At 55.4% G+C, this 13,146-nt stretch carries 13 protein-coding genes; 4 read left to right on the top strand and 9 right to left on the bottom strand.

Annotated elements, in window-relative coordinates; translation table 11 throughout:
• Window positions 1–24: 24 nt before the first annotated feature.
• Both C7820_RS24750 and C7820_RS24745 read right to left on the bottom strand, forming a co-directional pair.
• On the bottom strand, window positions 25–1,086 hold the full coding sequence (locus C7820_RS24750; protein WP_116233300.1) for an LLM class flavin-dependent oxidoreductase: 1,062 nt from the start codon (window positions 1,084–1,086) through the stop codon (window positions 25–27).
• Window positions 1,087–1,241: 155 nt separating this feature from the next.
• A complete protein-coding gene (locus C7820_RS24745) occupies window positions 1,242–1,829 on the bottom strand; it encodes an NAD(P)H-dependent oxidoreductase (RefSeq protein WP_116233299.1) in 588 nt (195 codons plus the stop codon).
• A 124-nt stretch (window positions 1,830–1,953) separates the two neighbouring features.
• Here C7820_RS24745 and C7820_RS24740 point away from each other — a divergent pair, with 124 nt between their 5' ends.
• Window positions 1,954–2,391, top strand: coding sequence for a MarR family winged helix-turn-helix transcriptional regulator (locus tag C7820_RS24740; RefSeq protein WP_116233298.1), 438 nt, complete (start codon window positions 1,954–1,956; stop codon window positions 2,389–2,391).
• Window positions 2,392–2,524: 133 nt separating this feature from the next.
• On the opposite strand, the gene C7820_RS24735 is transcribed toward C7820_RS24740, so the two are convergent.
• The 4 genes from C7820_RS24735 to C7820_RS24720 form a co-directional block, all read right to left on the bottom strand.
• Window positions 2,525–3,541 carry an SDR family oxidoreductase gene (locus C7820_RS24735; RefSeq protein WP_116233297.1) on the bottom strand — a complete coding sequence of 339 codons (1,017 nt, stop codon included), beginning with the start codon at window positions 3,539–3,541 and terminating at the stop codon, window positions 2,525–2,527.
• 87 nt (window positions 3,542–3,628) lie between these two features.
• A complete protein-coding gene (locus C7820_RS24730; protein ID WP_116233296.1) occupies window positions 3,629–4,372 on the bottom strand; it encodes a hypothetical protein in 744 nt (247 codons plus the stop codon).
• A 114-nt stretch (window positions 4,373–4,486) separates the two neighbouring features.
• The gene (locus C7820_RS24725) at window positions 4,487–4,810 is read right to left on the bottom strand and encodes a DUF6944 family repetitive protein (protein WP_251678415.1); all 324 of its coding nucleotides are present in this window, start codon (window positions 4,808–4,810) and stop codon (window positions 4,487–4,489) included.
• Window positions 4,811–4,982: 172 nt separating this feature from the next.
• A complete protein-coding gene (locus C7820_RS24720; RefSeq protein WP_089549556.1) occupies window positions 4,983–5,933 on the bottom strand; it encodes a bile acid:sodium symporter family protein in 951 nt (316 codons plus the stop codon).
• A gap of 191 nt (window positions 5,934–6,124) precedes the next feature.
• Between C7820_RS24720 and C7820_RS24715 the strand changes: the two genes are divergently transcribed.
• From C7820_RS24715 to C7820_RS24705, 3 genes are all read left to right on the top strand, one after another.
• Window positions 6,125–6,613: an RNA polymerase sigma factor gene (locus C7820_RS24715; RefSeq protein ID WP_116233295.1), complete on the top strand. Its 489-nt coding sequence runs from the start codon at window positions 6,125–6,127 to the stop codon at window positions 6,611–6,613.
• Window positions 6,610–7,320 (top strand): zf-HC2 domain-containing protein, encoded by a 711-nt coding sequence (locus C7820_RS24710; RefSeq protein WP_116233294.1) that lies wholly within the window; start codon window positions 6,610–6,612, stop codon window positions 7,318–7,320. The genes C7820_RS24715 and C7820_RS24710 overlap by 4 nt, the downstream gene beginning before the upstream one ends.
• 210 nt (window positions 7,321–7,530) lie before the next feature.
• Window positions 7,531–8,568 carry a C40 family peptidase gene (locus tag C7820_RS24705; protein WP_116233545.1) on the top strand — a complete coding sequence of 346 codons (1,038 nt, stop codon included), beginning with the start codon at window positions 7,531–7,533 and terminating at the stop codon, window positions 8,566–8,568.
• 117 nt (window positions 8,569–8,685) lie between these two features.
• Here C7820_RS24705 and C7820_RS24700 read toward each other — a convergent pair whose 3' ends face one another.
• The 3 genes from C7820_RS24700 to C7820_RS24690 all read right to left on the bottom strand — a co-directional run bounded on the left by C7820_RS24700 (window position 8,686) and on the right by C7820_RS24690 (window position 13,145).
• Window positions 8,686–10,080 carry a sugar porter family MFS transporter gene (locus tag C7820_RS24700; RefSeq protein ID WP_116233293.1) on the bottom strand — a complete coding sequence of 465 codons (1,395 nt, stop codon included), beginning with the start codon at window positions 10,078–10,080 and terminating at the stop codon, window positions 8,686–8,688.
• 265 nt (window positions 10,081–10,345) lie between these two features.
• Window positions 10,346–11,695: an AraC family transcriptional regulator gene (locus C7820_RS24695; protein ID WP_116233292.1), complete on the bottom strand. Its 1,350-nt coding sequence runs from the start codon at window positions 11,693–11,695 to the stop codon at window positions 10,346–10,348.
• On the bottom strand, window positions 11,670–13,145 hold the full coding sequence (locus C7820_RS24690) for a sensor histidine kinase (protein WP_258875432.1): 1,476 nt from the start codon (window positions 13,143–13,145) through the stop codon (window positions 11,670–11,672). Before C7820_RS24690 ends, C7820_RS24695 begins: the two co-directional genes overlap by 26 nt.
• Between the last annotated feature and the right edge of the window lies 1 nt (window position 13,146).

The raw sequence follows: 13,146 nt of genomic DNA, 5'->3' as shown, positions 1-13,146 counted from the left end.
GCGAGCCCCCGGCCGCAGCAAGCCTTACTCCTTCGGCTCTCCCGCGGCTTCCCATTTCGCAATCTCCTCGCGAACGAGCGGCGCCACTTCGGTTCCGAGCAGCTCAATGGCGCGCATCACGAGATGATGCGGCATGGAGCCGACCGGCACGTGCAGCATAAAGCGCGTGACGCCCACATTCTTGCGGAGATGGATGATCTTCCGCGCGACCGTCTCCGGATCGCCGACGTACAGGGCGCCTTCGAAGCTGCGGGCGTTGTCGAAGCTGTTGCGGTCATAATGGCCCCAGCCCCGCTCCCGTCCCAGCACATTCATGCTGTACTGCGTGGAAGGGAAGAACAGGTCGGCAGCCTTCTCCGTATTCTCGGCGATAAAGCCGTGCGAATGGGAGCCCACCGCCAGCTTCGATACGTCGTGGCCCGCGTGGGCAGCCGCCCGCTTGTACAGCTCCACCAGCGGCGCAAACTGCGTCGGTCTGCCTCCGATAATGGCCAGCACCAGCGGCAGGCCCAGCAGGCCGGCACGGATGACCGACTCCTGGTTGCCTCCGCTGCCGATCCAGACGGGCAGCGGATCCTGAACCGGGCGCGGATACACGCCCAGGTTGTGAATCGCCGGGCGGTGGCGGCCCTCCCAGGTCACCTTTTCGGAAGACCGGATTTTGAGCAGCAGCTCCAGCTTCTCGTCAAACAGCTCGTCGTAATCGTTCAGATCGTATCCGAACAGCGGGAACGATTCGATAAAGGACCCCCGGCCCGCCATAATTTCGGCGCGTCCGTTTGAAATCCCGTCGACCGTGGCAAAATCCTGAAAGACGCGCACCGGGTCGGCCGATGACAGCACCGTGACCGCGCTGCTGAGCCGGATTCGCCGGGTCTGCGGCGCAGCCGCCGCCAGTACGAGCGCCGGCGAAGACGCGGCATAGTCCTTCCGGTGATGCTCGCCTACTCCGAATACGTCCAGCCCCACCTGATCGGCAAGTACAATTTCCTCCACTACTTCGCGCAAACGCTGCGCGTGGCTGATGACCTCACCCGTCTCTACGTCCGGTGTCGTTTCCACAAAGGTACTGATGCCTATTTCCATGGGATCCCCCTAGTTCAATAGATTGGTATACTCTAACCGACCGCCGCAGCGGCCCACTTTTTCTTAATTGCGTATATCTTTATATTGAACTATTTTAGGATCCATTTCAAGCCTTCCCGCAAAAATCCCCATTCGCCTTCCTGCTTCATCCCCGGTCAACGCGCGACGGTTCTAAAATACCGATACACCCGGTCCAGCTTCGCCTCATGCTTGCCCTTGGGACTTTCCATATTTCCGAACTCAAAAAATTTCACCCGCTTGATGCCCACGAACCGGAACAGCGCCTTCCGCATCAGCACTTTGTGTGCGTTATTCAGCCACAACAGAGGATATAGCGCCGGCCCCTTCATGGAGGAGATGCATACGACCGATCTACCTTTCAGCAGCCCTTCCGGCAGCAGTCCGCCCTTGTCCCTGTAAGCGAAGCCCGAAGCGAACATCTGGTCGATGAATCCCAGCAGCATGGCCGGCGGCCGGCCCCACCAAATCGGGTAGACCAGGACGATTTTATCCGCCCAGAGCAGCATCTCCCGATACTTCTCCAGCGCCGGGTCCTTGTGCATATCCCGTCTCCGTTTGGTCTCATTGAAGATCAGAACCGGATTAAAACCCTCTTCATAGAGGTCGAGCGTCCGGATTTGCGAAACCGCCGGATTCTCACGGCTGCCTTCCAATACTTTCTGCAAAAACGAGTAACTTAAGCTTTGATGATTCGGATGCGTGTAAATGACCAGTACCTTCATCGTGCCACCCCATTTACTTATCATTTGATAACCAAATCCTACCACGCAGTCCGTTTAGTTGTCAAATGATAATTGTTTATTGATAATAATTTTGATATGTTCGTGAGGAAGAGGTGGTGACATCATGGATGAAAATAAGCTTTTTGACAAGTTGATTGCCTTTACGGCAGCCGTGCATCAGGTCAAGCACGAAATGACTCAAGGCATCAAACCCGAAGGTATTACGCCGGTCCAGTACAGCATGCTCGAATACATCGCTGTAAGCCAGCCGGTAACCTTGAGCCAAATCAGTGACTGCCAGCAGATGTCCATGCCGAATACGAGCCGTGAAATCAAGAAGCTGTGCGACAAGCAGTTATGCGAAAAATACGATGACCCCAGTGACCGGCGCAAACAGTATGTCCGCCTGTCCGGCGAAGGAGAGCGTGTGATGAAAGAGGCCTTCGGCCATATCGGCGCGCGGTTCCTCACCCGGCTGCAGGACGCTTCCGAGAAGGATCTGCAGGAGATCGTTCATGCGATGGACGTGCTGCACTCCCGGGTATTTTATACGGATAAATAATGATGTGAAACGGCCTGTATGATCTCAGGATCATGAAGACATGGTCCTTTCAATGCAAGCAAAAAAGGCGCCTGTCTCCAGGCACCTTTTCATAAACAATTATATATTCTTGGCAGCTCCGCTGCCTCCTGCCTTACCCTTTAATCCGCTCAGCCGCTTCCTGCAGGGCTTGAACCACCTTATCGCACCAGCTGTCGAACTCAGGATCCTCGGTCTGGTGCTCCGGATGGGACAGAATATACTGCACCGTCTCCTTAATGCCCTGATCCACCCGTGTGGTCGCCACAAAATCGGGAACGAGCCGCTTCAATTTGGCATTGTTAAAGACAACCGTATTGGCCTTGTCTCCCAGCAGGCTACCCCTGAAATCCTCCTTGCTGCAGGCATCGAGGAACTCGGATGCGACATGAACCGCATTCAGCTTCACGCCCAGAGCGTCGGCGATGATCTCGTAAATCTGGTTCCAGGTGACCGATTCATCCGATGTAATGTGCACGGACTCGCCGATCGCATGGATGTTGCCCATCAGGCCGATAAAGCCTTTGGCAAAATCCCGGTTATGTGTCATCGTCCACAGCGACGTACCGTCTCCGTGAATAATGACGGGCTTGTTCTCCAGCATCCGTTTTGCCACCTGCCAGCTGCCCTTGCTTCCGTGTACGCCAAGCGGTATCGAGCGCTCGTCGTACGTATGGCTTGGCCTTACGATGGTCACCGGAAAGCCCTGCTCGCGGTACTGCTTCATCAGGTAATCCTCGCAGGCGATCTTGTTCCGGGAATACTCCCAGTATGGATTGGATAGCGGAGTTCCTTCGGTGATGAGGTAATCGGATAAAGGCGACTGGTATGCCGAAGCCGAACTGATGAACATAAACTGCTTCGTACGGTCCTTGAACAGACGGTAATCCCGCTCCAAATGCTCCGGCACGAAGGCGATAAAGTCGGCCACCACGTCAAACTGGAGATCGGCGATCAGACCGGCTACCTGCTCCTCGTCGTGAATATCGGCCTGGATGATATGAGCCCCTTCCGGCAGGGCATCATTCCGGTGTCCGCGGTTCAGCAGGTACAGCTCGCAGCCCTGCGCCAGCAGCTGCTTCGTAATGGCGGTACTGATCGTTCCCGTTCCTCCAATAAATAGCGCTTTCATAAAAAGACACCTCCATCAAGATGGTCTAGAAACTTTTGGATTCCTTAAGCCCATCCTAACGATAACACGGGAAGGCCCGCCAGACAATCAAGAGAAGTAACGGCGCAGGCTCTTTTTCATCTCCGCTTTCCGTGCGGCAAACTGTTTGTGCCGATGGCCGTTGGCCCCCGAAGGGTGGGGAAAGCCCCATAGGCACTGCCCGGCGTCCAGCGCTCCTTGCTCGGCCAGAAGCCGGAGGATGCCTTCCACGGCTGTTCCAAGCGGAATGATGAAGGGGCGATGCGGAAAAACGCTCAGCTCTTCGGTGATGCCGGTTAGCGCCGTGTCCCTTAGACTTGGAGTCCCCAGTAGACTCGGGCGGCTGCCGTTGTAATTGGCCCGGTTGACAAAGACGGGATAGCGGAGCACCGAACTGGTATGCAGCAGCTCCCGCTCTGTGCCAAAGAAAGCCTCACTCGTGCGGATCCCCAAATACTCCGGCATCCCCAGCTCGTCCAGCATGGAGATCAGGTTCGCGCGCAGACTGCCGGCAAAGCTGGCCGCCTCCTTCGCCCTCCGGCACACCGCCTCATCGCCCAATCCTTGATCCATGGCATGCCGCGCCGCTTCATAAGCGATTCTCATCTGTGTAAAGCCCGGGGTCAAGCCCACGATAAATAGGCTCGCGAATGAATGAACATAATCATTATGCGGAGCGTAAAATGTCTCTACAAAGCCGTCTGCCGATAGACGCAGTTCCGGGATCAGAAGATCCTCCCGGGTGAGCCGCCCGTCTGCCGGCAGCGACCGAATGGCGCATCGGAACGTGCTCAAGGCGCTTGATAACAGCAATATCATCCCTCCAGTATGCCGGAACGCGGGGATATGTTCGCCTGCTGTGCATACCTGATCCCGAACATTCTCGGAAGCGGCTCCCCCGCTTTATCCTTATCCTTGCCCCGCCGGTTAGGACCCATCCCCTGCAATCACCTCCAGCGAGTTCCCCAGGGACTGCAGCAGGTTGCCTGCGACCATCATGTCGTTCACTTCCTTGCTCGATGCAGAGCTTCTCAATCTGGCGGTTAATTCTGCCTGTGCGGCATTGGCAATCGCCTGCATCGCATTGCCGATAAGCTGCAGCTTCTCTCCTTCCTGCTGCTTCTTTTTGTTGGATGAGAGCACTTTCGTCTGGCCGATGGCCGCGACATTGGTCCCCCATGCCTGAAGCCAAGCAAACGCCGCAATCTGCTCCTGAATCCTCCTTTGCTTTGACCGCATCTTTGACCGCATCGAATCCCTTCTTTCAATCTACAATCTATGAGAAGTATCTACTGCTATAACATACGCTTCTCTAGCACGGCCCGCCGATGGCGTATGACCTCCCCGATGCGGCGCCTGTCCGATTGCTAAGGAAAAAGAGGCTTGTCACATGGACAAGCCTCCTGCAAGTTCTAAAATTGACTTACCGATTCTTACCCATCTCCGCCTGCTCATAGCGCCGGGCGAACCATGTGGCCAGGAGCGAGCCGGAAATGTTGTGCCACACGCTGAATATCGCGCTCGGCACGGCGGCGACGGGGTTGAAATGAGCCGCGGCGAGCGTCGCCCCCAGGCCCGAATTCTGCATACCGGTCTCAAACAAGACCGCTTTGCGTTTGCTCAGGTTCATGCGGAAGAGCTTAGCAAACAAATAGCCAAGGGCATACCCGAGCAGGTTGTGAAGAATGACGACCGCAAAAATAAGCAAACCGCTTTCGATGATTTTGGTGCGGCTGCCGGCCACGACGATCGCCACAATCAGCACAATGGCCAGGGTGGAGACGAGCGGGAGTGCCTGAGCGCTGGCTTCGGCCTGCTTTTTAAACAAGGACTTCACGATAACCCCGAGCACGATCGGCAAAATGACCACCATCAGAATGTCCTTGATGAGCGCACCGGCATCGACCGGCATCCAGCGGCCGGCCAGCAGGCTGATCAGCGCGGGTGTAGCCAGCGGTGCGATAATGGTAGACACGGAAGCGATGGATACCCCCAGCGCAACATCCCCTTTCGCCAGCAGCGTCATCACATTGGACGAGGTGCCGCTCGGGCAGCATCCGACGAGGATGACGCCTACGGCGATATCCGGCGGCAGGTTTAGCACCAGCGCCAAAACATAAGCCAGCAGCGGCATAATGATGAAATGGCCGACCACGCCGATCAGCACTTCGAGCGGCCGGCGGAAAACTTCGCGAAAGTCGGCGGAGGATAAGGTCAGCCCCATGCCGAACATGACGATTCCCAAAAAGATCGAAATGTAGCCCTTTAACGGGATAAAGACATCAGGTAAAAAAAAGCCCAGACAAGCAAACAGAATGACCCAAACTGAAAACGTGCCACCGACAACCTTGCTCACTTTTGCAACAGCATTCATCTCTCCGAACCTCACTTCTTGTGTAATAAAAATCATTCTACGACAAAAGCTGTGAATCGTCTACGAATTCCGGAGAATTGGAGAGGGTTGCTGTTGCAGGAATGTACTGGTGAAAGGCGCCTTTGTTTTTTTCTATAGCGTGTAACGAATCCTGTTGATCTGGGTCTTATAACTGACAAGGAGGTGAACCGTTGGAGGATCTTCAGCAAATCTACGATCAATATTTTCAAGAGGTATACCGTTTTGTACTCTCGCTCTGTCGGGATGAACACATTGCCGAAGAGATTACCCAAGAGACGTTCTATAAAGCGCTCAAGCGGATCGACACCTTTCAAGGGACATGCAAGATCAGCGTATGGCTATGCCAAATCGCGAAGAATACATATTTCTCGTACTGGGAAGGGCAAAAGCGGTATCCGCGTGCTGAACCGGAGACAGATCCCGTGAGCCAGCTGAATGTGGAATACAAGGTTATCCTTGATTCGGAAGCGCTGCGGATTCACCGCATTTTGCACGAGCTCGGGGAGCCCTATAAAGAAGTATTTACGCTAAGAGTATTTGGCGAATTACCCTTTGCGGACATATGCAGCATATTCGGAAAGACGGAGAGCTGGGCACGAGTGACTTTTCACCGGGCTAAACAGAAAATTCAGGATCGCTATCAGGAGGAGGAACAATGAACAAACCTTTTATATCATGCCAAGTCATTCAGGACTTGCTGCCGTTGTATCACGACGATGTGTGCAGTCCGGATACCCGCGAGCTGGTCGAAGGCCATATTGAGCTTTGCCCGGATTGCCGATCCGTATTAGATAAAATGAAGGATAATCTGATGCTGGGTCCGGAGGCCACCCGTGAACAACAAACCCAGGCCAGCAGCCTACGCCGGATCGCCGCATACTGGAACCGCTCCAAGGCTGTCGCTTTTATCAAAGGACTAGCCATTGCTACCGTCGTCTGCGGGCTGCTGTTCGGAGGCTACCTGTTATTAACCGGTTGGAATATCCGGAGTGTACCCACCAAAGTAATCGAGGTTACAGACGTTGGCCTGATGAAAAACGGAACCATCGCGTATCACGTCAAAATGACCGATGGCTATAACGTGAAGCAAGTCAGCTATCATCTCGATGAGAATGGAAATTTTTATATGACTCCCCTTCGCCCTGTCATCAAATCGAAGGCCTTTGCCGATATTGGCCTGGCGAATACGTATTACTGGATCAATCTCGACGAGCAAAAAGCGAATCATGACCCTGACGGCACCGGAGCTGAGATCCAAGCAGTTTTTTTGGGGACCCCGGAGGATCATATCCTCATTTGGAAAAGGGGCATGACGCTACCACCCGCCAGCAAGGCGGCAGAGGACCAGCTCGCTACGAACGAATGATCAAGTCCCTAACGATACGAACGAAGAAAGGCCCCTGGGGCATCTATTATGTTTCATTAATTTACCAATGCTGAAGAACAAAACCAATCGCCCTCCCTCTCGTCCAACTATACAGGGACTTCTTGGTAAAGATACCCGCCGGGAGTCCCTGTTCCTATGCGGTTCATCATCCACGAACCGTCAATCCAGTTGAAACAAGGTGATGAGAACATGATGAGAAAAAAAGGGGCGGTTCTTGCCGGCCTGGCCGCTGCCATGATCGCAGGCACGTCGATCTATGCGGATGCCGCTCCGGAATCCTCCAAGCCGATCGCCGTCTATCTGGACGGCCGGCAGCTGCAGACCGAAGTGCAGCCGCTGAATGTTGGCGGTACGGTACTTGTACCGATGCGCGGCCTGTTTGAGCGCCAAGGGGCCAAGCTGGCCTGGGATAACGCCACGAAGACGCTGAAGGCCACCAAGGGAGGCACCACGCTGACCTACCGGATCGGCGAGCATACCGCGAACCTAAACGGACAAGCCCTCGAGGTGACAGTGCCCGGTCAAATCTGCGGCGGATATTCCCTCGTGCCGCTGCGCTTTGTGAGCGAAGCGCTGGGCAGCGAGGTCGCTTGGCAGCCGGATGCGCACACGGTGCGGATTACTTCCAAAGTTTCGCTTGAGACTTCTATCCGCTGGGGTGTGAACCTGCGGAGCAAGCCGGATTCAGCGAGCGATGCAACGTCACTCGGCATGCTAGCCGCCGGACAGAAGGTGCATGTCATCCGCGAGGTGAACGCCCTCTGGCTGGAGGTGGAGACGGAAAACCATCAAACAGGATACATATCGGCCAAGCCGAAATATACCGACTATGCCAGCGTTTCGCTTGCCGACATGCAGGCGGACGAGCTGATCGCTTACGGTAAGAAGTTCCTCGGGACCCCTTACGAATTCGGGGCTTCTCCAGACCAAACGAAGACATTCGACTGCTCTTCCTTCGTCAAGCGGGTTTACGAGGATGTGCTGTTAATCGAGCTGCCCCGCGTGTCCTACGACCAGGCGAAGGCCGGCAAGGAAGTGTCCTTAAGCAATCTGCGCAAAGGGGACCTGCTGTTCTTCAGCGCCCGCGGGCTGGATATCGGCCACGTTGGCATCTATATGGGCAATAATCAAATTTTGCACACGTACTCCAAAGAGCTCGGCGTTCACATCGAGGCCTTTGACGGCCAGTGGAAAAAACGGTTCGTCACCGCGCGCCGGATTCTGTAACCCGGATCGTCGGCTGAAACCGGTGTATGTCGGTAGTCCATACCGGTTGTTCCAACACACAAAAAAGGGGAGTTCCCAGGTTCATCGACCCAGGGAACTCCCCTTTTTATATGCGTATTATTTACCTTGCGCCCACATAGCTTCCATATCCTCCAAGGACTTTCCTTTGGTTTCCGGTACCGCGCGCCAAGTAAATACGAGGCAAATCAGCGACATGACGCCGAAAATCCAGAAGGTAGCCGCCGGACCTGCCGAAGACAGCATCGGCGGGAAGGCTTGGGATACGACGTAGTCGGCGATCCACAAAGCCATCGAGGCAATGGCCGTCGCGATACCGCGGACCCGGTTCGGGAAGATCTCCGAAATGAGGACCCATACCACCGGTCCGAGCGAGATCGCAAAAGCCGCGACGTAAATCAGAATAAAGATCAGGACCAGCGGGCCGGAGGTATGTCCGGTCTGGAATGCCGTTCCGATGACGGCCAGACAGATCAGCATGGCAGCTGATCCGACCATCATCAGCGCTTTCCGCCCCACTTTATCGATCAGCCAAACGGCCAGGATCGTAAACAGGAGATTGATCACGCCGACAAAGATCGTTTGAATCAGCGCCGCGTTCGTGCCGGCACCGGTCTCTTTAAAGATCTCCGGCGCATAATACATGACCGCATTGATGCCGGTCACCTGCTGCAGAATCGCCAGTCCGACACCGACGATCAGCGCCATGCGCAGCCCCGGAGTGAACAGCTGGCGGAACGATCCTTTTTCCTGGTTAAACGACTCCTTGATATCCCGCACTTCCTGCTTCGCCAGCTCTTCGCCGTGAATTTTGAGCAGGACCGGCAGCGCTGCGGCTGCCCGGCCTTGCTTGATCAGCCATCTTGGGCTTTCCGGCACGAAGAACAGCAGCACGAGAAACAGTGCGCCTGGAATGACGCCGAAGCCAAACATCCAGCGCCAGGCACTCGACACGTCCCAAGCATCGTCACCCATGCCGGCGATCCACAGATTGATGAAGTATACGAGCGAAATGCCTGTAACCGTTGCCAGCTGATTTAATGCGACGAGGCGGCCGCGGTATTTGGCCGGAGCGATCTCCGCATTATACAGCGGACACAAGGTGGATGTAATGCCGATGCCAACGCCTCCGATCATCCGGGCGATGATAAACCCGCTGAACGTATTCGGTATGGCTGAGCCAATGGATCCGATAATGAAAAGAAGCGCTGCCGCAATGATGACTTTTTTCCGGCCGAACTTGTCGCTCAGCATGCCGGAGAACAGGGCTCCGGGGATACAGCCGATGATCAAGCTGGAAACCGCCCAGCCCGTTTGGAAATCGTTCAGGTTAAAGCGCTTTTCCATGAAACCGATGGCGCCCGATACAACGGCTGTATCAAAACCAAACAGCAAACCGCCTAAAGCAGCTACGATGGACACCAGTGTCACGAACTTCATGCTGATCTTCTGGTTATCCTGCTCGCTGCTATGTTCCAATGTAATAGAGCTCATATATTATCCCTTCCATGTCATTAATTTGGATAGAATGAACTAAAGTTCAATCTATTTAGATCGATGAATTCTTAGAAATCATCACGAAAAGCCTACATCCATTGTAACATGGGGGACCTTTGCATCCGCTTTCGATTCCCTTCACTTATTTGCGGTAGATCAGCATAAAATCGCTCCGTCATTCGCCTGTTAAGCCTGGACTAGCACAAATTCGGCTCGCATCACAAATAAGTCCATGCCCGCATTCGGCATGGACTTATGTCTCTCATTGATACTGCACTCTGTAGTCGGACGGCGTGAGGCCCGTCACTTTTTTGAATACCCGGCTGAAATAATTCGGATCCTTATACCCCACCTGGTAACAGACCTCCTTCATGCTGTACCGGCCGTCTTTCATCAGCTCCTTGGCTTTGTCGATCCGCAGCCGGGTCACATAGTCGATAAAGGTTTCCCCGGTCTGCTGTTTGAATACCTTGCTGAAATAGTAAGGATTCAAGTGGACATGCTCCGCCACATCTTCGAGCGACAGCTCCTCCTGAAATCGGCCCCGAATATACAGCACCGCCCGGTCCAGCATATTGGTGGTCCGCTGCTCCCGTTCTTCACGGATTTGGCGGATCGCCAATTCAACATAGGCGCTCTCTCCGGCATCGCCGGATCCGTTGATCAGCTTCTCTGCATGCGTTCCGCCGGCGCCCGAAGCCTGCACCAGGTCTTCAAAGCGGCAGATGCCGCCCCCTTCCTGATCATACCTGGAGGCGAAAACCGCCTCATAATAAGACCGCTTGATTCCTTCCGCCCGATTCTGGACGGTTCCGATGCCCACCGGGACGGCCATCCCGCACTGCTCTCTCAGCACATCAGCCAACCGAGTGCCGAGCTCGCGGGCACCTTCGGCCAACGCCGAGTCGCCAGTCTGCCTCGTTCCCAGCAGGAACAGGGCCATATGGCTGTGAATGAGCGAGCTGACGACCGTGCCGTAGCCGTCTTTCGGGGCAGCGTGCGCCGCCGTTTTTACGGCGTCGTACACTTTTTTCTTGGCGTCCCCCACTTCGGACAGTCCCAGCACCAAAGAACAGCCTTTGTCGACCGGGAGCTGCAAAATATCCGCCAGATGGCCCGTCTCCGTCTCATTGACATGGCCCGACATCAGATGCAGCGCGATTTCCGTCTCGGCCAGCGGCAGCAGCTGAAAGAACTGCTCGCGCACCGCGAGCTCCTCACCGCGCTTGTGCTGCTCCTCCTCCAGCTCCTGCACCAGCCGGCTTAGCACGGCAACGATCTGCTCCCTTTTGGCCGGCTTGACCAAATACTCGTGCACGCCGAGGGTGATCGCCTGCTTGGCGTATTCAAAATTTTCATAAGCGGTGATGAGTACCATTTTGGCCTGCGGATTTTGGGCTTTAATCTCTTTTAATGCCTCCAGCCCCTGAATGCCCGGCATTCTCACGTCCATCATGACGATGTGCGGGCGGTGCTCTTCCGCCTTCTGTATGGCCATCCGGCCGTTCTCCGCATGGATCGTTTCAAACGTACCCGGCATCATCCGGTTCACAATCCATTCGATACCTTCCCGCTCCAGCGCTTCATCATCGGCGATCAGCAGACGATACATGGCCGTCCTCCTTTCGTGCGGCAGGGATGTTCAAAAGGACCGTCGTCCCCTTCCCGGGCTCGCTGACAATGTCAATCAAATCCTTCCTGTCATAAAACAGCTCCAGGCGCTTAAACACGTTGCGGGTTCCGAGGCCCGTCGAGTGCCCTGCGGGGTGCCGGGCTTCTCCGCCTCCCTGATCTCGCAGCCGCGGAGCATCAGTATCCAGCAGCGACCGCCGGACTTCCTCGCTCATCCCGATGCCGTTATCGGAAATGGCAATCCGTGTCCCGCCCTGCACGGCAGAGACTGTAAGCCGTACCTCGGCCCCCTCCTCCATACCTTCGATGCCGTGCACGAATACGTTCTCCAGCAGCGGCTGCAGCGTCAGCACCGGCACGAGTACATCCAGAGCCTTCTCGTCGATATCCGTGACGAACTGGATGCGGTCGCGAAAGCGGGCCTGCTGAATCGTAAAATACTCCTTCGCGTGCTCCACCTCATCGCGGAGCGGCACCGGCCGGTCCAGCTGACGCAAATTGTAACGCAGCAGATTGGACATCGTGACCGTGAGATCGCTCGTCTTCTCGGCCCCTTCGATCAGCGCCAGCTTGGACAGCACGTTCAGGGAATTGAACAGGAAGTGAGGATTGATCTGGTTTTGCAGCACCTCAAGCTCCAGCTCCTTGACGAGCCGGTCCTTTTCCAGCCCTTCTTTTTCCTTGCGGATCAGTGATTTCAAATTGTCCTGCATCTGCACGAAAGCCTCGGACAGAATCCGAAACTCGTCGCGGCTCTTCATCACCGGCGGTTTCACCTGCAGGTTGCCGTCCGAAATTTGCCGGGCTGTCCGGGCCAGCTGACGGATCGGCCTGGTGATGCGGAGAGAAATCCAGTAAGCCAGCAGGACGCTGATCAGCGTGCTGAATATAAACAAGGCGACGCCCCATTGGTTCATCCGGTCGGTCTGCGCCAGAATGCTCCGGTAGAGGGGCTGATAATAGCTCAGCTCCTGGTCGATCAGCCGGTACGCCTCTTCCTGGATGAAGCCGGCCGTCTTCTCCGCCGCCGCATAGGAGTTGGCGTACGCCAACGGTGTCTTGCCGCTTAACGCCTGCAGGATGCCGGATTCCTGCGCAAGAAACGTCTCCAGCAGGTTGCGGTAGCTCCGTACGCTCAGCTCCGTGGTCGGAATAGCGTCCTGTGCGTTCAGTTCCGCCTGCAGTTTTCGGAGCTGACTCTGATGCTCCTGGTAGATTTGCCGGCTCCGCTCGCTCCGGTCCGTCAGATACACATTGACGGCGCTTAAATTGCTGCGGGTCTCCGCATCGATTTGTTTGTATAGTAATACCCGGTCCAGCATCATATTATAGCTCTGCTGAACGGTTCGCCCGCTTTGAAAAATAAAAAACGATACCGCGTTCGTCAGGACAAACAAGGCGGGGATCACAATGAGCAGCATCCGGCGCATG

The organism is Paenibacillus sp. VMFN-D1 (assembly GCF_003386155.1).
Lineage (GTDB): Bacteria > Bacillota > Bacilli > Paenibacillales > Paenibacillaceae > Paenibacillus_AQ > Paenibacillus_AQ favisporus.
The sequence above is the reverse complement of the archived record's forward strand: the minus strand, read 5'-3'. Positions and strand labels throughout refer to the sequence as shown.